This is a genomic window from Halomonas sp. LS-001, from assembly GCF_052983955.1.
Genome location: NZ_CM129816.1, coordinates 2295127 through 2316176 on the forward strand (window position 1 = coordinate 2295127; position 21050 = coordinate 2316176).

At 52.7% G+C, this 21050-nt stretch carries 22 protein-coding genes; 8 read left to right on the plus strand and 14 right to left on the minus strand.

The features are described from left to right. Positions 1-8: 8 nt before the first annotated feature. Positions 9-1676: an AMP-binding protein gene (locus tag ACU6TU_RS10390; RefSeq protein ID WP_447141353.1), complete on the minus strand. Its 1668-nt coding sequence runs from the start codon at positions 1674-1676 to the stop codon at positions 9-11. Positions 1677-1899: 223 nt separating this feature from the next. Beyond that, positions 1900-2469 (minus strand): TetR/AcrR family transcriptional regulator, encoded by a 570-nt coding sequence (locus ACU6TU_RS10395; protein WP_447144227.1) that lies wholly within the window; start codon positions 2467-2469, stop codon positions 1900-1902. A gap of 124 nt (positions 2470-2593) precedes the next feature. On the opposite strand from ACU6TU_RS10395, the gene ACU6TU_RS10400 reads away from it, so the two are divergent. After that, a complete protein-coding gene (locus tag ACU6TU_RS10400; protein ID WP_447141354.1) occupies positions 2594-3781 on the plus strand; it encodes an acetyl-CoA C-acyltransferase in 1188 nt (395 codons plus the stop codon). Between the two features lie 67 nt (positions 3782-3848). Here the strand turns inward: ACU6TU_RS10400 and ACU6TU_RS10405 are convergent, their stop codons facing one another. Beyond that, on the minus strand, positions 3849-4259 hold the full coding sequence (locus tag ACU6TU_RS10405) for an arsenate reductase ArsC (protein WP_447141355.1): 411 nt from the start codon (positions 4257-4259) through the stop codon (positions 3849-3851). A 198-nt stretch (positions 4260-4457) separates the two neighbouring features. Here ACU6TU_RS10405 and ACU6TU_RS10410 point away from each other — a divergent pair, with 198 nt between their 5' ends. Then, positions 4458-5123 (plus strand): NADPH-dependent FMN reductase, encoded by a 666-nt coding sequence (locus ACU6TU_RS10410; protein WP_447141356.1) that lies wholly within the window; start codon positions 4458-4460, stop codon positions 5121-5123. 21 nt (positions 5124-5144) lie between these two features. Further along, entirely contained in the window at positions 5145-5696 is a 552-nt protein-coding gene (locus ACU6TU_RS10415; RefSeq protein WP_447141357.1) for an RNA polymerase sigma factor, read from the plus strand. A 64-nt stretch (positions 5697-5760) separates the two neighbouring features. Here the strand turns inward: ACU6TU_RS10415 and arsB are convergent, their stop codons facing one another. Next, complete coding sequence (gene arsB / locus ACU6TU_RS10420) at positions 5761-6843, minus strand: ACR3 family arsenite efflux transporter (RefSeq protein ID WP_447141358.1); 1083 nt, start codon at positions 6841-6843, stop codon at positions 5761-5763. A gap of 127 nt (positions 6844-6970) precedes the next feature. Beyond that, positions 6971-7363, minus strand: coding sequence for an ArsR/SmtB family transcription factor (locus ACU6TU_RS10425; RefSeq protein ID WP_447141359.1), 393 nt, complete (start codon positions 7361-7363; stop codon positions 6971-6973). A 169-nt stretch (positions 7364-7532) separates the two neighbouring features. Between ACU6TU_RS10425 and ACU6TU_RS10430 the strand changes: the two genes are divergently transcribed. The 4 genes from ACU6TU_RS10430 (at position 7533) to ACU6TU_RS10445 (ending at position 10064) form a co-directional block, all read left to right on the plus strand. Further along, on the plus strand, positions 7533-8543 hold the full coding sequence (locus ACU6TU_RS10430; protein ID WP_447141360.1) for a permease: 1011 nt from the start codon (positions 7533-7535) through the stop codon (positions 8541-8543). 77 nt (positions 8544-8620) lie between these two features. Further along, the gene (locus tag ACU6TU_RS10435) at positions 8621-8857 is read left to right on the plus strand and encodes a thioredoxin family protein (RefSeq protein ID WP_447141361.1); all 237 of its coding nucleotides are present in this window, start codon (positions 8621-8623) and stop codon (positions 8855-8857) included. 146 nt (positions 8858-9003) lie between these two features. Beyond that, the gene (arsH, locus tag ACU6TU_RS10440) at positions 9004-9732 is read left to right on the plus strand and encodes an arsenical resistance protein ArsH (RefSeq protein ID WP_447141362.1); all 729 of its coding nucleotides are present in this window, start codon (positions 9004-9006) and stop codon (positions 9730-9732) included. A gap of 26 nt (positions 9733-9758) precedes the next feature. Continuing rightward, a complete protein-coding gene (locus tag ACU6TU_RS10445; protein WP_447141363.1) occupies positions 9759-10064 on the plus strand; it encodes a CC/Se motif family (seleno)protein in 306 nt (101 codons plus the stop codon). Positions 10065-10074: 10 nt separating this feature from the next. Here the strand turns inward: ACU6TU_RS10445 and arsJ are convergent, their stop codons facing one another. From arsJ to ACU6TU_RS10480, 7 genes are all read right to left on the minus strand, one after another. Further along, the gene (gene arsJ, locus ACU6TU_RS10450; protein ID WP_447144228.1) at positions 10075-11262 is read right to left on the minus strand and encodes an organoarsenical effux MFS transporter ArsJ; all 1188 of its coding nucleotides are present in this window, start codon (positions 11260-11262) and stop codon (positions 10075-10077) included. A gap of 49 nt (positions 11263-11311) precedes the next feature. After that, positions 11312-12343, minus strand: a complete 1032-nt coding sequence (locus ACU6TU_RS10455; RefSeq protein ID WP_447141364.1) for an ArsJ-associated glyceraldehyde-3-phosphate dehydrogenase — start codon at positions 12341-12343, stop codon at positions 11312-11314. Between the two features lie 103 nt (positions 12344-12446). After that, positions 12447-13286 carry a phosphate ABC transporter ATP-binding protein PstB gene (gene pstB / locus ACU6TU_RS10460; RefSeq protein ID WP_447141365.1) on the minus strand — a complete coding sequence of 280 codons (840 nt, stop codon included), beginning with the start codon at positions 13284-13286 and terminating at the stop codon, positions 12447-12449. Positions 13287-13310: 24 nt separating this feature from the next. Continuing rightward, complete coding sequence (pstA, locus tag ACU6TU_RS10465; protein WP_447141366.1) at positions 13311-14477, minus strand: phosphate ABC transporter permease PstA; 1167 nt, start codon at positions 14475-14477, stop codon at positions 13311-13313. Between the two features lie 15 nt (positions 14478-14492). Further along, the gene (gene pstC, locus ACU6TU_RS10470; RefSeq protein WP_447141367.1) at positions 14493-15749 is read right to left on the minus strand and encodes a phosphate ABC transporter permease subunit PstC; all 1257 of its coding nucleotides are present in this window, start codon (positions 15747-15749) and stop codon (positions 14493-14495) included. A gap of 169 nt (positions 15750-15918) precedes the next feature. Beyond that, positions 15919-16929 carry a substrate-binding domain-containing protein gene (locus ACU6TU_RS10475; protein WP_447141368.1) on the minus strand — a complete coding sequence of 337 codons (1011 nt, stop codon included), beginning with the start codon at positions 16927-16929 and terminating at the stop codon, positions 15919-15921. 126 nt (positions 16930-17055) lie between these two features. Continuing rightward, a complete protein-coding gene (locus tag ACU6TU_RS10480; RefSeq protein WP_447141369.1) occupies positions 17056-18252 on the minus strand; it encodes a Bcr/CflA family multidrug efflux MFS transporter in 1197 nt (398 codons plus the stop codon). A 126-nt stretch (positions 18253-18378) separates the two neighbouring features. Here ACU6TU_RS10480 and tal point away from each other — a divergent pair, with 126 nt between their 5' ends. After that, a complete protein-coding gene (gene tal / locus ACU6TU_RS10485) occupies positions 18379-19317 on the plus strand; it encodes a transaldolase (protein WP_447141370.1) in 939 nt (312 codons plus the stop codon). Between the two features lie 41 nt (positions 19318-19358). Here the strand turns inward: tal and ACU6TU_RS10490 are convergent, their stop codons facing one another. Beyond that, on the minus strand, positions 19359-19859 hold the full coding sequence (locus ACU6TU_RS10490) for an STAS domain-containing protein (protein ID WP_447141371.1): 501 nt from the start codon (positions 19857-19859) through the stop codon (positions 19359-19361). Beyond that, entirely contained in the window at positions 19849-21045 is a 1197-nt protein-coding gene (locus ACU6TU_RS10495; RefSeq protein WP_447141372.1) for a PP2C family protein-serine/threonine phosphatase, read from the minus strand. Before ACU6TU_RS10495 ends, ACU6TU_RS10490 begins: the two co-directional genes overlap by 11 nt. Positions 21046-21050: the final 5 nt, after the last annotated feature.

Genomic DNA, 21050 nt, shown 5'->3' on the forward strand with positions numbered 1-21050 from the left:
GCAATGCCTTACTTGGCATCTGGATGAACCTGCTCTGCTGCCTGGGCACGGAGTTTAAAGCGCTGAATCTTGCCACTAGGCGTTTTCGGCAACTCATCAACAAACTCAATGACGCGCGGAAACGCGTGCGTTGAAAGACGCTCACGGACCTGCTGGCGAATTTCCTCTGCCAGATCATCGCTGGCTTCAAAACCATCACGCAGAACGATGTAGGATTTAATGATCTCACCGCGAATATCGTCTGGCTGCCCCACCGCTGCAGATTCCGCGACAGCCGGGTGTGTCATTACACTATTTTCCACATCAGTAGGACCGACACGGTAACCGGCGGTGGTAATGATGTCGTCATCACGACCGGCAAACTGGAAGGAGCCATCTTCGTTGCGGATGACCACGTCTCCAGTCAGGTAATAGCCTTCAGCAAATGGGTGTTTTTCCTGCCAGGTGTATCCCTGAAAGAAGTGTGCCGGTGAGTTTTTAATATCCACGGCCAGCACGCCCGGCGTTCCAGGTGGCAGTTCTTTATATTCAGCATCCAGAATCGCCAGCTTATAGCCCGGCATTGGCACTCCCATAGCACCTACATGCTTGGGATGATCCAGCGCATGATGGTTATTACAGGTCATTCCGGTTTCTGTCTGCCCATAATGATCCATCACGGAGCAACCCAACGACTTCTCAACCCAGGTGACAACTTCCGTATTTAAAGGCTCCCCGGCAGAACTGGCGGCACGCAGCTCCAATGTCTGATGGGCATCATCGAAAAGTCCTGAAGCCTTCATCAGGCGATAGGCCGTAGGCGCTGCCGCAAAATTGGTAATATGGTGGCGCTTCATAAAAGCCAGCGCACCTTCGGCACTGAAACCTGCTTCACAGAAGTGGGTCGTCACACCCAATAGAAGTGGACCTGCAATCGCGTAGTAGAGACCATAGGCCCAACCTGGATCCGCCATGTTCCAGAAGCGGTCATCGTCACGCAGATCGACAGCAAGCTCCATATACAACGCAAACGCCGTCATCCCGGCAAGCGGGACAGCAACGCCCTTCGGCTTACCAACGGTACCCGAGGTAAACATTTGCAGAAACGGTTGATCTGGCGTTAAACGCGGCGGCTGATCCGTCATGGCTGCATGTGCAGTAGCCACATGCCAATCAAGGTCATCGCCATGTTCGCTGGTTGCGCCGCCTAGCGCCAATACAGGCGGACACTGGCTCAAACCATCAAACTTATAGCGGTTGGCATGATCGGTAATCACCAGCTTGGTATCGGCACGGCCAAGACGATAATCCACGGCATCCGGCCCGAAAGCGGTAAACAGGGGCTGATACACCGCACCGATCCGCCAGGTGGCAACCACGGCTATCAACAGTTGAGGCGTACGTGGCAGCATGCAGGCAATACGATCCCCTGCCCCAAGGCCGCGCGACTGAAACCAGCCAGCAAGCTGCGCACTTGCCTGATCAAGTTCCGTATACGTCAACTTATGGGTATTCCCATGGGTATCCTCTTGCACCAGAGCAAGCACATCGCCTCGCCCTGCGCGCACATGTCGGCCACAGCAGGCCTCATAGGCATTAAAGTGCCCGTCTTCGTGATCATCCAAACGCTTGATGACATGATCAACAGAGAAATCTGCAAGATAGTCGTTATAGTCTGGCAATGCTTTTGCAGTCATGATGGCTCTCTTCTGTTGTGATTATGATGGTGAGCAGTAAGGCATAACAAGTCGCTAGCGGTGATTCTGCCCGAACAGAGTTAACCTGCCTGGAATACGGACTGAATACACGAAAGCATTTCGCCGTTTACGTTAACGGAAACTTAGTGACAAGCTAAAAGGATTCTTGCGTAAGCGCAAGTTTTCACAGGAGAGGATTAACTAGACAATAGTCAAAGAGCGTTTAGTGATTGAACGGCAAAATCATGCCAATCAATTCGTCAGCCAGTTCATCTGGCGTTCTTGGCCCATCGGGATCGTACCAGCGCACCGTCCAGTTCAGTGCTCCCAGCACAAAACGCGAAATCAAAAAACGGTCACCGTGAATCAAACCTGCCGCCAGGGATTCATCTATCACCTGCACCCAAAGGGCTTCATAGGCATCACGCAAATGGCTTAAATGTGCCTTGGCAGAGTCATCCAGACGACGCCATTCAAACAAGGCCACCACGTGAGCGTTGCGGTCAGTAAACAGTGTTTCCAGATGCGCTCTGGCCATCGCCCGCAGGCGCGCCTCAGGCGATGGCGGGCTTTCATCAATAGCTCGGCGGGCAATCGCCAACGCATTGTGGGTCCCTTCTTCTATCACCGCAGCCAGAATTTCCTGCTTATCCTTAAAGTGGTGAAACAGACTGCCCGATTTGATGCCCATTTCCTGTGCCAGCATCCTGACGGTGGTTCGGTCGAAACCTTCCTGGACAAACACCTGTGCAGCCAGACGGGTTAATTCCTTGCGACGAGGCGATGCATTCATTACATTCATGGTTGTTCACACTAGCGCTTGCTTGGTTAGTATGCAGAAAACCATAGCACCGTCCTGGGGTCAACGACTCAAGGATAATCACAACAAGCCAATCAATTTATTGCAGGAGAAACGCATGAGCCAACGCGACGACGTCGTCTTTCTTTCCGCCACACGCACGCCAATGGGCGGCTTGATGGGCAGTCTTTCAAGCATGACGGCACCTGAACTGGCGGCGACTGCCATTCAGGCGGCCATTGAACGGGCCGGGATTGATGGCAAGGAAATCAATGAAGGTATCATGGGCTGTGTACTGCCTGCCGGTGTCAAGCAGGGCCCTGCTCGCCAGGCCATGCGCCAGGCGGGAATTCCCGATGCCAACGGCGCCACCACCATCAACAAGCTATGTGGCTCGGGTATGAAAGCCGCCATGCTTGCCCATGACATTATCAAGGCCGGCAGTGGTGAAATTGTCCTCGCGGGGGGGATGGAGTCGATGTCAAATGCCCCTCACCTACTCACCAAGGCGCGTGGCGGATATCGTCTGGGACATGGCGAACTCAAGGACCACATGTTTCTGGATGGACTGGAAGACGCTGAAACCGGCAAACTGATGGGGGTATTCGCTCAGGAAATTGCCTCGCAGCGTGGCTATACGCGTGAACGCCTGGATGATTTTGCCATTGCGTCCTTAGAGCGAGCGATGGCGGCCACCAATGCGGGTCATCTGGATGCAGAAATGGCACCTGTCACGGTAAAAAGCCGCAAAGGCGAGAGCGTGGTTTCCCACGATGAACAGCCTTTTCAGGCCAAGCTGGATAAAATCCGCGAATTGCGCCCAGCCTTTGCCAAAGACGGCACCATCACGGCAGCTAACGCCAGCTCGATTTCCGATGGTGCTTCCGCACTGATTCTGGCCAGCCAGGCAGCGGCGGAACAGAGAGGTTTGAAACCGCTGGCTCGCATGGTTGGCCACAGCACCAATTCCCTGCATCCAAGTGAATTCACCATTGCGCCGGTGGGGGCTATCGAAAACCTGCTGAAAAAAGTCGGCTGGACAGTCGATGACGTGGATCTTTTTGAAATCAACGAAGCCTTTGCCGTCGTCACCCTAATGGCAATGGATGATCTTGGCTTACCCCATGAAAAAGTCAATATTTACGGCGGCGCTTGCGCGCAGGGCCATCCGATTGGCTCTACCGGATCGCGCATTATTGCCACTCTAATTCATGCCCTGCGCACTCAAGGCGGCAAACGTGGCATTGCCAGCCTGTGCATTGGCGGCGGTGAGGCGACCGCTGTGGCGGTTGAACTGATCGATTGAGACGTTGAACTGAGCGATTAAGACTTTGCGCGCCTTGCTTTCCCATGTAGCAAGGCGCGTTTAGTGTTTACCTTGAGTGCAGTGGAATCCATAGCTGCAGACGGCGGCGAATTTCCTGCAATGCCTGCTCGTAAGCATCAGGCTTACCAATCAAGCGTGGGTCACGAATATCCCAATAGAGCACTTCGCCCACATCGCCCTCCCAATCCCGGCATACCTGCCTGGCTTTATCGCAGAGAATGATGACGTAATCAAACGACTGCCCATCGAAACGCGCCAACGACTTACTTTCCAGATTCGCAACAGGAAGCCTTTGTTTTTCAAGTGCCTGTATTGTAAAAGCATGCGGTTCATCAGGTTCAGAGCCAGCACTAAAGGCTTCAAAATGGTCACCTGCCATGCTGCTCAGCAATACTTCCCCCATCAGTGAGCGGGCAGAATTGGCATTACACAGAAACAGAACGCGACGTTTTGCCATAATAGTTACACTCTTAACGGTTATTTCGCTTCAACACTACGCCGCAAACATGACAATCCTGTGGCAATACTTAGATAATATATGAAAATTCGTATATTATGAGATGGACTTTTAGCGACACAATGACAGGCATGGACTCACGTCCCCTTCCGCCATTAGCTGTTTTCTATTTTGAATTCTTGCGAGGTTGATTTACGCATGTCTCATTTCCTTGTTTTCCTCGGTTCGACACGCAACACGTCGCCACCTTCACCGGCTCGCCTGGGTGAGCGCGTGGCACTTATCTGCGCCAGTTTACTGAATGCTCAGCAAAATATTTCAGCAGAAATTATTGACCCGCTGGATATAGATCTGGGTCAGGTTTTTAAGCCACACTTTGCTTACAAGCGTGCTGATATGCCCGAAGCATTGGATGAACTGGCCAACAAGATTTCTCAAGCAGATGGTTTCGTGATGGTAAGCCCTGAGTACAATCACTCCATGAGTCCAGCATTGAGTCATTTACTTAACCACTTTGGCAGCTCTTTATTTGCGTTCAAACCCAGTGCAATAGTGACCTATTCGATGGGCCAATGGGGTGGAGCAAGAGCGGCTGTATCCATGCGTACCTTTCTTTCTGAGCTTGGGTGCTTGCCAGTCTCTGCCATGGTCCACATCCCCAAGGCTCAGGAGGTCATTGATGCCGAGGGCAATTTTTGTCAGGACGCTCCACGCTGGGAAGGCTACATTGGGCGCACCTTCCAGCAGCTTTGCTGGTGGGCTGATGCTGCCAGAGAACACAAAAAAGTGCTTGATCCGCACAAGGTTTCCCCAGCGTTTGGCTCGTCTCCATCACAAAGAAACTCGCCTGGCGATGAAACCTAGCCAAATAAACCGGGGATAATAGTGACAAAATCGACGACACCATCTCCTTGTATCGAAACGGCCTGGCGAACGCATCATCTTGAACTGCGCCGTTTCTTGCTGAAACATTGCGGAGATCATGACGCGGCAGATGAATTGCTGCAGCGTGTCTATACCCAGGCATTGACGCATCAATCTGAATTTTGCAAATTGGCAACGCCCAGAGCATGGCTTTACAAGGTTGCCAAACACCAATGGATTGATGAGCAGCGTCGTGTCAAACCCCAAGGCAATATAGAGGCATGGGACATGGCTGAAGAAGCCCCCTTGCACTCCCCGGTTGATAGCCTCGCCGCCTGTATCGCTAGAGCGCTGCCTTACTGCGCACCTGAAGATGCTGACATTCTCAGGGAATGTGATTTGAACGGCGTCAAACAAGCCGATTATGCTCAACAACGCTGTTTGACACTGCCGGCCACCAAAGCCCGCTTACGCCGTGCCAGGCTGCGCCTGCGCGAGCGCCTGATTGAACAATGCCAGATTACATTTGACGAAAACGGGAACATTTGTTGTCACCGGGCTCTTGCTGAATAACCGCAAGAGCCCGGCTTAACGCAATGCAGTACAATGCGCTTGGAAAACCAGCGCGTGAAAAAGATTACGCCGGATCACTGGCCACCGGAAAATGGTGGCGTGTCTTGTTAGCAATGCGTACCAGCGCCAGCATCAAAGGCACTTCCACCAGCACACCGACGACCGTTGCCAGGGCCGCCCCAGACTGCAGGCCGAACAGGGAAATCGCGACGGCGACCGCCAGTTCGAAGAAATTGCTGGCACCAATCATACCGGCCGGTGCTGCGACGTTATGCGGCACCTTCCAGGCTTTTGCCCAGCCATACGCAATGAAAAAAATCAGGAACGTCTGAATGATCAACGGAATCGCGATCAGCACGATATGTAGCGGATTGGCAATAATGACATCGCCCTGGAAGGCAAACAGTAGCACCAGCGTAATGATCAGCCCCACAGGAGTGATCGGTGCCAAACGCTTCATAAAGACGTTATCAAACCACTCGATGCCGCGCCGCTTGATAACCGTTTTGCGCGTCAGATAACCCGCCCCCAACGGAATCACGATATACAGCACCACAGACAGAATAATGGTTTCCCAGGGAATCGTAATGTTCGAGACACCCAGAAGAAAGACCACAATCGGCGCAAATGCAAACAGCATGATCAGATCGTTCAGGGCGACCTGTACCAGCGTATAGGCCGCATCACCACGGGTCAGATAGCTCCATACGAAGACCATGGCCGTACAGGGAGCTGCCCCCAGCAAAATCGCGCCAGCCAGATACTCGCTGGCCTTCTCGGCAGGAATCAAAGGCGCAAACACCACCATCAGGAAGAACCAGGCGATAGCGAACATGGTGAAAGGCTTGATCAACCAGTTGACTGCGGTGGTGATAACCAAGCCCTTAGGCTCGCGGCGCACGCCAAGGATTGAGGTGAAGTCAATCTGTACCATCATGGGGAAAATCATCGCCCAGATAAGCACTGCCACCGGAATCGAGACCTGCGCATACTCGAAGCGCGATAGCGTTTCCGGAACCACCGGCGCGAACTGCCCCACCAATATTCCCGCTACAATCGCCAACGCCACCCAGAGTGACAGAAAACGTTCGAACAACCCCATACCTTCAGAGGCACTTGGGGTCTGTGATTCCTGTTGCGTGTTCATCTTACGTCTCCAATAAAGTGATTAGCCTTTGGCTGACGAGCCAGCGTTGCATAACGAAAGGTCACTTCGTCTTCCTTACGCTATTTCGTGAGGATCCGGACTCTGGGTTGTGATGGATGGACCGACCTCATTCATCGTGATGCAAAGACGGAAAATCGCTCAGAGATGAGATGATCGGCTCGCAAACATCAGGGTGACCCGAACAGCAGTCATGCACCAGAAACTGGATCATTGCCTGCATGTGACGCATGTTTGCCCGGTAAATGATTGAGCGGCTCTGGCGCCTGAAAGTCACCAATCCAGCCTGAGAAAGCACCGACAAATGCGCTGACATGGTGTTATGTGGAACATCGAGCTGTTTTGCAATATCACCCGCAGCAAGCCCGTCAGGCTCGTTTTTCACCAGCAGCCGGAATGCCTTGAGGCGAGTTTCCTGAGACAGAGCTGAAAAGCTGTCAATTGCGTTTTTCGTGTCCATATGTCCAATATTATGGACATATGAACTGTCTGTCAATGGCATTCGCGCTGACTGTGTTACGCACCTGATCCTCATTATGCATCTGGCCAGTATTGCTGCCCGGTCAATATTGAATCCCGTTACCCGGAAAAAAATCTGCACAGTGTCAGCATCCTTTTGCCGCCTGATACGTCTTCTAGATAACCCCCATAAAATACACAGGAGAAATATCATGCTGGACGTGTTTACCTGGCTGGCCAATTGGCTGGTCTATGATCTTGGTGGACTCGACCCTGCCAGCAAGCTGGGAACGTCCGTCCATTTTTTTATTGAAGACACCACCAAGATCTTTGCACTACTGATTGTGATGATTTACGCGATAGCACTGGTTCGCGCCTCCCTCAATTTAGAGAGAGTTCGTCATTATATTCAGCAGAAAAACCGCTTTATAGGCTACGGATTAGGCTCGGGTTTCGGCGCTATTACGCCGTTTTGTTCCTGCTCCAGCATTCCGCTGTTTCTGGGCTTTACCAGTGCAGGGATTCCTCTGGGTATCACCATGGCGTTTCTGTTTACCTCACCGATCATTAATGAAGTGGCGGTGATCATGCTATGGAGCCTTCTCGGCTGGGAGTTTACGCTGGTGTATGTCGTCATTGGCATGGCAGTGGGCATTGGTGGCGGCATGATACTTGATGCCCTGCGCGGTGAGCGCTGGCTGAAGGATTTCGCCGCCAAGGCCTACCAACAGGCTGCAGAAAACCCGGCCAACGACCAGCCTTTACCAGAACAACCCAAACTAACTCTTAAAGACCGCCACGAATTCGCCCGTGATGAGCTCAAGGAAATTGTCGGGCGTATCTGGAAATGGGTCATCATTGGTGTGGGCCTTGGCGCTGCACTGCACGGCTTTGTACCCGATGGCTGGTTTGCTGAGCACTTGGGCAGTGGTCAGTGGTGGAACGTACCGGTTGCCGTGTTAGCGGGTTTACCATTGTATTCAAATGCCACTGCTGTCATTCCTGTGATGGAAAGCCTGATTCTAAAAGGCTTGCCTATCGGCACGACGTTGGCTTTTTGCATGAGCACTGTGGCGGCCAGTTTCCCTGAATTTATCATGCTCAAGCAGGTCATGCAGTGGCGTTTACTGGCGACTATCTTTGTCATTCTGCTGGCCAACTTTATGGTGGTTGGCTGGCTGATCAACCTGCTGAGCCCTTGGCTGTTCAGTGGAGCTTTCTAACGCTCGAACAACACCTTGTTCGAATAACACCGTTTTTTAACAACACCCTGTTTTAGTCACACCCCAGGAGAATCAACATGAAAAAGATTGAAGTATTAGGCACTGGCTGCAAAAAATGCGTCAACACTGCCGAACAGATTGATGCTATCGCTCAGCAACTGGGTATTGATGCCCAGATAGAAAAAGTCACTGACCCAGCTACTATTATGGGCTATCAGGTGATGTCGACACCGGCCGTCGCTATCGACGGCAAGCTTGCTCATAGTGGCAGTGTGCCAAATTCAGACCAAATCAAGGCCATGTTACAAGGCTGATCAAACAAGGCTCGCCACACGTCAGTATTTGAAGTCGTATGGCGAGCCTTTCTGTATCAGCAATGCACTTACCTCGACCTTGAGCAGATATGAATAAGCCTATACGATAGTTTCCCTTTTATTTTTATTCAGGATAATCGTAGCGCATGACACTCCCCTCTTCTCTCGATGACCTGCCCAATATCAATCACGACCTTTTTAGCGCACCGTCATCCGATACTTTGACAATGCCAACCAGCAGCACGCATCCGCCGCGAATTTTGCTGCTATATGGGTCTTTACGGGAACGCTCGTTCAGCCGATTAAGCGTGGAAGAGTCAGCACGCCTGTTGAACGCCATGGGTGCTGAAACACGCATTTTTGACCCGCGCGGTTTGCCGTTGGCAGACGCAGAAGATGTCTCACATCCCAAGGTAACCGAACTACGCGACCTGGCCGAATGGGCAGAAGGCATGGTGTGGTGTTCACCTGAACGGCATGGCGCAATGACGGGTATCATGAAAACCCAGATTGACTGGATTCCCCTTGCACTGGGAGCGGTACGCCCGACACAGGGCAAGACCCTTGCTGTCATGCAGGTCTGCGGCGGTTCTCAATCCTTCAATACCGTTAATCAATTGCGTGTACTAGGCCGCTGGATGCGCATGCTGACCATCCCCAATCAGTCATCAATACCCAAGGCGTTTATGGAGTTTGACGACAACGGCCGGATGAAACCTTCGGCGTATTACGACCGCATCGTTGATGTCATGGAAGAATTGGTTAAATTCACCTACCTGACGCGAGATAGAGTCAGCGGATTAACCGATCGCTATTCTGAGCGCAAAGAAAACGCAACGGAGCTTTCCGCACGCGTCAATCAACGATCTATCTGACTTTCATAGGGAGGACTGGGTGATATATGCCCACTGATGCCATCGACATTTCACAAGCCGCTGCCGAGTACATTCGTGAAAAAGGTGGTGTGCTGACCGTCAGGCTTTCACCACGCCACGGCTGTTGTGGTGGCGTGGCCAGCCTAGCCATTGCAGAGGCACGCACGCCGGATAATATCCAGGCATTTACCTGTCACAAACAAGATGGCATTAAGCTGTACCTAACACCTGAGCTGGTTGACGAAGGCTTGCGGGTTGATATCGAAGGCTGGTGGAAATTACGTCATCTGTATGTGGAAGGCGCGGCGATACACTCGCCGCGCCAACGCTGACCATCAAGGCTCAGCCCTGTGTCGCACCTGTCGTTTGTTTGTCCATAGGCAGTGCGATCGCCATCAAGGCGCTGGCCGTCACCAGAACCGCCGCCAACCACAGGCAGGCACTCAGACCGTAGGCCATATACAACCAGCCCGATAACAGCGTGCCAATCAAGCGCCCCATGGCGTTGGCCATATAATAAAACCCCACATCCATGGATACGCCATCTGCCCGTGCATAGTGAACAATCAGATAACTGTGCCAGCTTGAGTTGATCGCAAACAGCACACCGAATGCCAATAACCCCACGACCAGCCAGCCCACCTGGGCAAGCGGCAGCATCGCCAGCACAATGGCCAGTACCGCCAGCGCGGCTGCCCACCCAGCCGTTAACCAGCGGGCGTCTCCCTTGATTAAGCGCGTCAGTTTAGGCGCTTGTGTCTGCACGCCACCATAGCCGATCACCCAAATCGCCAGTAACCCACCCACCGTCCAGTGCGACCACCCATGCTGGTCATACAGAAACACCGGCAGTGCCACCACAAACCACACATCCCGAGAGGCAAACAAACACAGCCGCGCTGCTGACAATACATTGATGGCACGTGACTTTGAAAACACCTCAGAAAATTTCGGCTTGCGTTTCTGACGCCCCAGATCAGCTTTCAAACGCCACAGCGAAAGCATCAAGACGCCCGCCAGCATCACCAGCATCACCAACACTGCGCCACGGAAACCGATCAAGGTCAAAAGCGCCCCACCCACAAAGAATCCGAGGCCTTTAAGGGCATTTTTAGAGCCAGTCAGCATCGCGACCCAACGGTAGAGCGCACTGTTTGCGTTAGCGCTATCCTTGGGCACCAGTACCTTCACCGCACTTTTGGCGCTCATCTTGTTAAGGTCTTTGGCGATACCCGACAGTGCTTGCGCCGCCATTACCCAGACGACGGTCAGCATACCCGCAGGCACCAGCAGCATGCCCAAGGCGACGATCTGAATCGCCAGCCCCATGTTCATGGTGCGATTCAACCCCAACCGCGCGCCCAGCCAGCCGCCGACCAAGTTAGTCACCACACCAAAGGCTTCATAAAACAGAAACAGCATGGCGATTTCAAACGGCGAATAGCCCAGCTGATGGAAATGCAGCACCACCAGCATGCGCAGGGCACCATCAGTGACGGTAAACGCCCAATAATTGCCGGTAATCAGCATGTACTGGCGTACCTCGAAAGGCAGTGCCTTGATGCGACCTAGCAGAGAATCACTCACGGTCCACCTGCTCACCACCCACTTTCAGCGCAAGCTCTGCCGTACGGTTGGCGTAACCCCACTCATTGTCATACCAGGCGTAAAGTTTAAGCTGAGTCCCATTGATCACCATGGTAGAAGGCGCATCCACAATGCTGCTGCGCGGGTCGGTGCGGTAATCAATCGACACCAGGGGACGCTCTTCGTAACCGAGAATACCGGCCAGATCGCCTTCAGCCGCCACTTTTAATGCCACATTGACCTCTTCCACCGTCACAGGGCGCTCAAGTTCAAACACCATATCGGTCAATGAAGCGTTCGCCAGCGGTACGCGCACGGCATGGCCATTGATTTTTCCTTCCAGCTCCGGAAAAATCGCTGTAATGGCTTTCGCCGAGCCTGTGGTGGTTGGAATCAGGCTCATACCGCAGGCACGGGCACGGCGTAAATCCTTGTGCGGCGCATCAAGAATCGTCTGGGTATTGGTGATATCGTGCACCGTAGTCATCGAACCATGACGGATACCGAACTGCTGCTGGATGACTTTAACGATCGGTGCCAGACAGTTGGTCGTGCAGCTGGCTGCCGTCACAATCTGATGTTGAGCCGGATCGTAAAGATGTTCGTTAACCCCCACAACAACATTAAGCACACTGGCATCCTTGAGCGGTGCACTCACCACGACGCGTTGAACCCCCTGATCCAGATAGCCTTGCAGCACATCGGTGGTTTTATGTTTGCCGGAACATTCAATCACGACGTCACAGCCTGACCAGTTGCTATCCGCAATCGCCTTGTTGGCGCTAAAAGCGACCGAGTGGCCATCAAGAACAATCGCATCGTCAGACGCGCTGATCCCTTTGCCCGGTGACCAATGGCCATGCACGGAATCAAACTCCAGCAGGTGAGCAAAGGTGGCCGCATCGCCGCCGGGGTCATTCACACGTACCAGCTCAACGCGCCCTTCTGAGACTGCCTCCCACAGACAACGCAATGTTAAACGTCCGATGCGTCCCAGACCATTGATACCAATTTTGACTGTCATGCGGCTATTCTCCTGACCAAAATATAATGCTGATTTAAATATATATTTTTTCATATATATAATAAAAAATAAAAGCCCGTGACATAGCACGGGCCTGGCGAGGTTAACCGTAGCGGCCAGAAATGTAGTCTTCGGTTTTTTTCTGAGCGGGGGTCGAGAACATCACCTTGGTGTCGTTGTACTCGATAATTTCGCCCAGGTGGAAAAACGCTGTGTAATCGGCTACCCGTGCGGCCTGCTGCATATTGTGCGTCACCGTGACGATGGTGAACTGCTCTTTGAGACGGTCCATCAAATCTTCAATCGTGGCGGTCGAGATCGGGTCCAATGCTGATGTCGGCTCATCCATCAGGATCACATCCGGCTGCACCGCAATCGCCCGTGCGATACACAGGCGCTGCTGCTGGCCACCTGACAATGATGTACCAGGCTCATGAAGTTTGTCCTTCACTTCATTCCACAAACCTGCATCGCGCAAGGCTTTTTCAACCAGTTCATCCTGATCGGCCTTGCGGCTTACCAGGTCATGCATGCGCGGTGCATAGGCAATATTTTCATAGATCGATTTCGGAAATGGATTGGGCTTCTGGAACACCATGCCCACACGACGGCGCAGCGCCACTTCATCCATCTTCACCGCATTGACATCGCGGCCATCCATTTCCACCAGCCCTTCGATATGAACACTGGGAATCAGGTCATTCATACGGTTAAGGCAGCGAAGAAACGTCGACTTACCGCAACCGGACGGGCCAATCAATGCCGTAATATTTTTCTGGAACAAATCAATATTGAGATTACTTAACGCTTGTGTCTTGCCATACCAGAGGTTCAGGTCGCGAACACGAATGCTCAAATCATGACAGGCTTCATTATTGCGAGTGTAAGGCTGCCCGACCGCTGGTGCATGCTGTTCAATAAATTCAGGTGTTTTAGTATCCATAACAGTTTCCTTTTTGCGGCCGATTTACCAGCGACGTTCAAATTTCCTGCGTAACATGACAGCAGAAGCATTCAGTGAAATCAGTACCGCCAGCAGCACCAGAATGCCTCCTGCGGTTTTTTCAACGAAGGCACGATCCGGCTCATTGGCCCAGGTAAATACTTGCGCAGGCATGACCGTCGCGGCTTCTGTAAAAGAGGCCGTGACATCGGGAATAAACGCTACCATACCGACGATAATCAGCGGTGCGGTTTCCCCCATGGCCTGTGCCAGACCAATGATGGAGCCGGTCATGATGCCCGGCATGGCCAAGGGTAGAACGTGGTCTTTCACCACCTGCCAGCGTGAGCACCCCACCCCGAAAGCCGCATGGCGAATTGACTCAGGCACACTGCGCAGCGCCGTACGGGTGGAAATAATAATGACGGGCAAGGTCATTAACGCCAGCGTCATACCACCGACCAGAGGCGTCGAGCGCGGCACACCAAAGAAATTGATAAATATTGCCAAACCAAGCAGACCAAACAGAATGGAAGGGATGGCGGCCAGGTTATTGATGTTGATTTCGATAAGCTGAGTCAGGCGATTATCCGGTGCAAATTCCTCCAGATAAATGGCGGTCATTACACCAATGGGGAAAGCTATCGCCAGCGTCACAATCATGGTCATTACGGTACCGACGACGGCTGACATGATGCCTGCCAGTTCGGCCATTTTCGAATCACCGCGAGAGAAAAATCCTGCGTTGAATTGCATCTCGACTTTGCCACTTTCTACCAGCCGATCAATTCTCGCCTTCTCTTCGTCATCAAGGCGGACAAGATTCCCCTTGAGATACTGATCTACTTCACTGCTGGCCAGCACCCAACGCTGCTCCGTTGTTCCCAGTAGAGAAGGATCATTACGCATATCAAGCGGGATAACACGTACCACACTACGGCTGACAATGCCTGACAGGTCTCTGTCAATTGCGGCTCGTCCATTGCTTGACGCTTCTTCCGAGTAATTAACCTCTACGTTGACCATTGCCTGCTGGAAAGCCGGTAGACCCTTGTTCAACATATCGGCAAAGAAGATCAACAGGAATGCCGCCGCTAGAACCAGCGCACCCATTGATATGTACTTCAAGCGGGCTGATTTACGATGCCGACGCTTGAGTTGCTGACTGATCTGATCGAATGAATCACTCATTGAAATATCCTGGCGTTACAGATTGTTGACGCGGTATTTTTCACGGAAGCGACGGATCATGATCACTGACACAAGGTTCAATGACAGCGTCACGACAAATAGCACCAAGCCCAGGGCGAAAGCCGATAGCGTTTCAGCGCTTTCAAACTCCAGATCACCGGTCATCGCGGCTACGATACGCACGGTCACCGTTGTCATCTCTTCCAGCGGATTAATCGTCAGGTTAGGCCGCATACCTGCTGCCATCACCACAATCATGGTTTCACCCAGCGCGCGAGACATGCCCAGAAGAGACGCGGAAATGATACCGGGGAGCGCGGCAGGCACGACCACATCACGAATCGTTTCGCCTTTGGTCATTCCCAGCGCCAATGACCCCTGACGCATACTGTCTGGCACCGCGTTGATCACATCGTCGGAAAGCGAAGAAATGAAAGGGATGATCATGATGCCCATCACAATCCCGGGTGCCAGGGCGTTATTGAATGAAGCATCCAGGCCAATGGTGTCAGTAACACGCACAATAAAAGGTGCCACGGTAACCGCCGCAAAAAAGCCGTAGACCACGGTAGGAATGCCCGCCAAAATTTCCAGCATGGGTTTGGCAATGGCGCGTACCCGGCTTGGCGCATACTCCCCCATATAAATGGCTGAAAGTAATCCCACCGGAACAGCCACCGCCAAGGCAATCGCCGTAATCATGAAAGTACCCGCAAACAGCGGTATCGAACCAAACTCAGCGCCGCCACTAGCGCCTTCGCCGCGACCGGCAGCCATTAGAAAGCTGTTACCGGGTGCCCAGGTGGTGCCAGTGATAAAATCCCAGAAGCTGTGCATCTGGAAGAAGTTAAGCGCCTCACCGACGATCGATATCAGAATACCGAGGGTGGTCAGAATCGAGATGGTTGCCGCTCCCGCCAGCACCCAACGGATCACCCGCTCGATGGCCTGGCGCGCGTGGAAGTTGGCGCGAACCAGCGTCATCCCCACCGCAAGACCGATAGCGGCCAACACCAGGCTTGCCAAAAGTAACGAAAACGTCGGGATATCAGCCCCGATCAGCAACATGACAAAAGCGCCCAGCGCACTCAGCAAGATGGCAGGGCCTGCGGTAGCCACAACGGCAAACCAGGCATACTGGTCTGGCTGGGAAAACATGGCGGTGCCAGAGGCGCGAACTTGAGTGGCTTTTTTACGCGCGGTAAAAAAAGCCATTAACCCAAGTAGCAAAAGCAAGCCACAAAAGATCAGGAAAGGATGGTTGGTCAGCATCGTAGGTGTCTCTGGTTAGACAATGAATCAACTTAGCGCATGGTGAAGCATGAAGATGACAGCAATGTGACAGAGCTGCGAAGATTCTAATGAAAGCCGCCAGAATGATGGCCTAAAAAAAGAAAGACCGACGCCACCTGGCGTCGGTCTTCACGTCTAGCGTAACTGTTTACTTGAGCATATCTGCAGTCAGCTGTTTACGATCAGCCAGATCAGACTGAACACGCTCCAATGCTTCCGCTGTTGGGACGATCAGACCGATATCCTTCAACAGGCCATCCGCACCAATCATCATGTCAGAGACAAACATTTCGGCGTAGTCATACATGACCGGGACATCATCCGCGTGCTGATTCTTGACATAGAAGAACATGGTACGCGCGACCGGATACTCATCAGAGGCGATGGTGTCAGGAGACGGATCAACACCATCGATGCTGGAGGCAAGCAGCAGATGATCGTTTTCTTCCAGGAAGGAGTAACCGAAGACACCAAATGCTGTGCTGTCCTGAGTCAGGCGCTGAACAATCAGGTTATCGTTTTCGCCACCGTCAATCCAAGCACCGTCGGTACGCAGGTCAGAATACTCTTCACCATATTCCGGGAAGCTCTCGGATGCAGCTTCCATGACCAACTCTTCAAAGGAATCACGGGTACCGGAAGTGGTCGGCGGCCCTACGATCACGATTTCGCGATCCGGCAGAGACGGATCAATCTGATTCCAGTTGGTGTAAGGGTTTTCAACCAGCTCACCATCTACCGGTACCAGCTGGGCAGCTGCCAGGAAGATCTGCTCGCGTGTTACCGGCATCGGCTCATTCTCGTTTGTCTGAGCAAAGGCGATACCATCACTACCGATATAGACTTCCGTGATGTCTGTCACGCCATTTTCTTCACAGCGCTCAAACTCGGATACCTTCATACGGCGTGAGGAGTTGGTAATATCCGGTGTACCTTCACCGATACCATTACAGAACAAGCGCATACCGCCACCTGAACCAGTAGATTCAATCACTGGCGTCGGGTAGTTAGTCGTTGCACCGAACTCTTCAGATACGAAGCTGGCAAACGGGTAAACGGTGCTGGAGCCAACAATGTTGATTTGTTCGCGGGCTTGAGCCAAACCGGCAACGCTCATTACAGCGGCAGCGATAACGGTAGTTTTGAGAATACGGTTCATGCGAAATACTCCTGTTCATGTAAGGGATCTGGCCTTCGCATGACACACATTGCCTGCCTTCCATGACAGCTTCATGACAACCAAAACAATCTTTTTGTTAAACAATGTGTCTAGAAGCATGACCTCTTATCGACTCGGCTCCTCCTCGCTGTCAGGCGGCGTCAATAACCTGACGCCGATATTACCCAGCACCGATGCCGCCAGCATGGTCAGCACCATGGGGGCGATATGCTCGACCTCGAACAAACCCACCATCATGCCCGCAAGCGCCCCGCAACCAAACTGAATCCCACCCAGCAGCGCCGTCGCCGTTGCACTGATATGCCCGAAATGATCCAGCAAAGAGGAAATGGCGTTGGGGGTAATCAAACCGATCATGCCGGTAAATAACATGACAAGAACGACCACCACCGGCAAGGTCGCCAGATTCAATAACATCGCCAGCACAAGCGCTGACGCGGCAAACAGCTGAACGGTCAAACCCAGACGTAAATTCTGCTGAGGCGTGCGTTTTTTGAGCAGGTAGATATTCACTCGATTAGAAAACGCAATCACCACGACATTGACCCCGAATACAAACGGATAAACCGTTGGCGATAAAGAAAAATAATCCAGGTACAGAAATGGCGATGCCGTTACAAAGGCAAACAGGCCTGCAAAAGACGCGGCAACCGCACAGATATATCCCATGCCTTCCCGATGCTTCAGTACGCTGGCGTAATTGCGGATTACCTGACGCGGTGAAGCAACAGGCTGAGTCATATCGCGGGTTTCCGGTAACTGTGTACCCAGAAGCCATGCCAGAAAAGCCGCGTATACCGCCAAAAACACAAAGATTAACCACCAACCGGCCACTATCAGCAGAACACTGCCCACCGCGGGCGCCACCAGTGGGGCCAACATCATGATCATGGCCATGGTGGACATGACCCTGGCCGCCTCACGACCCTGAAAACAGTCACGCACGATGGCTGCCGAATTGACCACGCAGGCACCACCGCCCAGTGCCTGAATAAAACGCCAGACCAACAGCGATGTCAGGCTTTCGACCTGGGTGATGGCGAGACTTGCCAGGGCAAACACCATCAACCCTCCCATCAGTACCGGCTTGCGTCCCAAACGGTCAGATAACGGCCCAAAGAATAGCTGGCCGAACGCAAAACCGAACAGGAAAATACTGATGGAAAGTTCGGTATGGTGAATACTGGCGTCAACAGACGCCGCCAGTGCCGACATTGCCGGCAGATAAGCATCAATAGCGAATGGCGCTAATGCCGTATTCGCCGCGACCAGTATCGCTACACGACGCGCATCAAGTTGCATGAGTTTCCTTTTATCATCTAACTGATTAGGGCGCTAAGTATATCGTCTTTTAGTAACTTTGTCGGTCTCTGTTCGAAGTGCTGACACCTTGGTAAAGTACTCAATATAACTACCAAGGAGTGTTATATGGCGACGAGCTTACTTTCCCAACTTAAAACGATGACCACTGTGGTGGCCGACACCGGTGATCTGGAAGCCATTCGCCGTTTTCAACCGCAGGATGCCACGACGAATCCGTCATTGATTCTGCAGGCTTCCCAACAGGAAGCCCGCCGCGAACAGCTGGCCAAGATCGCCCGAGACAGTGCCGATGTCGACGAGGCCGTCGATCGCGTTGCCGTGGATATCGGCAGTGAAATCAGCGAGCTGGTACCCGGCTACATATCAACCGAGGTCAGCGCACGCCTCTCTTTTGACCGCAACGCAACCATCGCCCGTGCTCACGCACTGATTGAACGCTACCAACGCAAAGGGGTTGGCGCAGAACGCATTCTTATTAAAATGGCTTCAACCTGGGAAGGCATTCAGGCAGCACGCGAACTGGAACGGGATGGCATTCGAACGAATCTTACCCTGCTGTTCGGTTTCACCCAGGCACAGGCATGCGCCGATGCAGGTGCCACCTTGATCTCACCGTTTGTCGGTCGCATTCTTGACTGGCACAAAGCACGCCAACCCGAGGCTGACTTCAGTGGCGACCAGGATCCGGGCGTTCAATCCGTCAAGCGCATTTACGATTACTACAAAGCTCACGATTACCCAACGATCGTGATGGGGGCCAGCTTCCGCAATATTGGCGAAATTCAGGCACTGGCAGGCTGCGACCGGCTGACGATTTCCCCCAAGCTGCTTGAGGAACTTGATCAGCAACAGGGAGAGTTGGCGCAACGCCTTAAGGCGACACGCGGCAACTCAGAAGCGGATCAGCCACTTGATGAAGCAACGTTCCGCTGGCAGATGAATGAAGACGAGATGGCCAATGACAAACTGGCTGAAGGGATTCGCAAATTCATGGCTGACCAGCATCAGTTGGAATCACTGCTGGCTGAGCTGCGTCGCAGTTAATCTATTCACGGTGATGACGCCGACAATCTTGTCGGCGTTGTTTATTTATCCTGCGCTTCCAGCATCTCGACCAGTGGCTGAAACTGCTCCCGGTTATGCTCGTTCATGTGCATCAGAATGCGGTGGGCTTCAAGAATGCGCTCACGCATTCCCTGTTCGTCAGCGGGTACTTCCGGCAGCTCTTCATCCACAACAGGCAACGGTTGTTTCAACGGCGTATTCATCAAGGTAAAGAAACGCGAAAACCCCATGACGTCGAGCATTTTGCGCACATCAGGGTTATCAACAATGATGGTAGGTGGCTGCTCCAGGCGGCCTTTCACCGCGATGGCTACCTTGGCCAAAAAACCTAACGCGGTTGAGTCAACGTTCGTCGCTTCTCGCAGATCAATCATGACAGCCTGTAATCCAGGGGTCTGCGCCAGGCGCTGCGCCTGGGAATCCAACGTTGCACACAGTGTCAAGCGGACATCGCCGCACAGCTTGAGGACAAAAACACCAGATTCAAACGCCGCTTTAATACGACCTTCTTCACTCAACATGACCAAATCCGCTCACCATCATGATTGTCAGATCGTCGGGCAGAGCATTACGATCAGGGGTGACTTCACTATCGAATGCTTCATCATCGCTAATTAACTGGCTGGTAAAGGCAAGCCGGTCTCTTAGCTGTTCAAGGGTAGAACTCTGGTTGATCAGTTGCTCCAGCTCGTCCAGCCGATCATCAAGCGTCGCACCGGAAAGACACTCCAGAACACCGTCTGAACAAAGCCATAGCGAAAACTGCTCGGGCAACTCAAGAGTGAAGGACGGATATTCCACATCAGGGAATAATCCAACCGGCATTCCCTCACCTTTCAGACGTGATATTTTTCCGCCCACGTTCAGAAATGGCATCGGCAACTGAGCTCCGAGCGAATAGTGAAGCCTCTGAGCCTGGTGGTCAATAACGCCGACAAAAAGAGTGGCATGTTTACCGATATCCGTCCCCTGAAGCTCCCGGTTCAGTGCCAGTAGCCAGTCTGCTGGCAAACGCTCCGGCCGTTCGCCATCCCACTCATTCAACCAGCGATTACACAGGTATTTCAACAGCACGGTAACAAACGCTGATGAGGCACCATGCCCGGATACATCAGCAAAATAGAACGCACTGAAGCGTTCATCGTAACGCTGATAGTCAAGAAAATCACCAGACAGATAAAGTGACGGGGCAAACCAGTAATCGAAATAGACCCCGTTAATCACATTAGGATGAGCCGGCAGTAAACGACGCTGGATATGGCCGCCGCTTTGCTGATCCATGCGTAACAATGCCAGGTGAGTTTCCAGGCTTTCGTTCAATTCAGCCAATCGGGCACGGTCGCGCTCACGCTCCTGTGCCAGTTGATGCAGTTCAATGGCTTTGCGTATCATTCTGCGCAGCAATTCCGCATGGCGAAGAGGATGTACAATATAATCCACCAGGCCAACATCAATCGCCTTGATCAGGTCGGCATCCTGGCGCGACTCGCTGACCACCAGGGTTGGTAAGCGGTGTGAAAGCCCTGACCAGTGCTGACGTGGCACGGCTCGCGCATGGGCCACGATCAGTGCCGTTTCTGCTGGCAGGTGCTCAATACTGTCGGCGGCGAACACCCCAAGGCCCTTACAGGTGATCGCTTCCGCCAGGGCATCGCGTTCCTCACCTGGCTCATCAATTACCGCAATTAACTGCTTTGAACGCTGCATGAGAG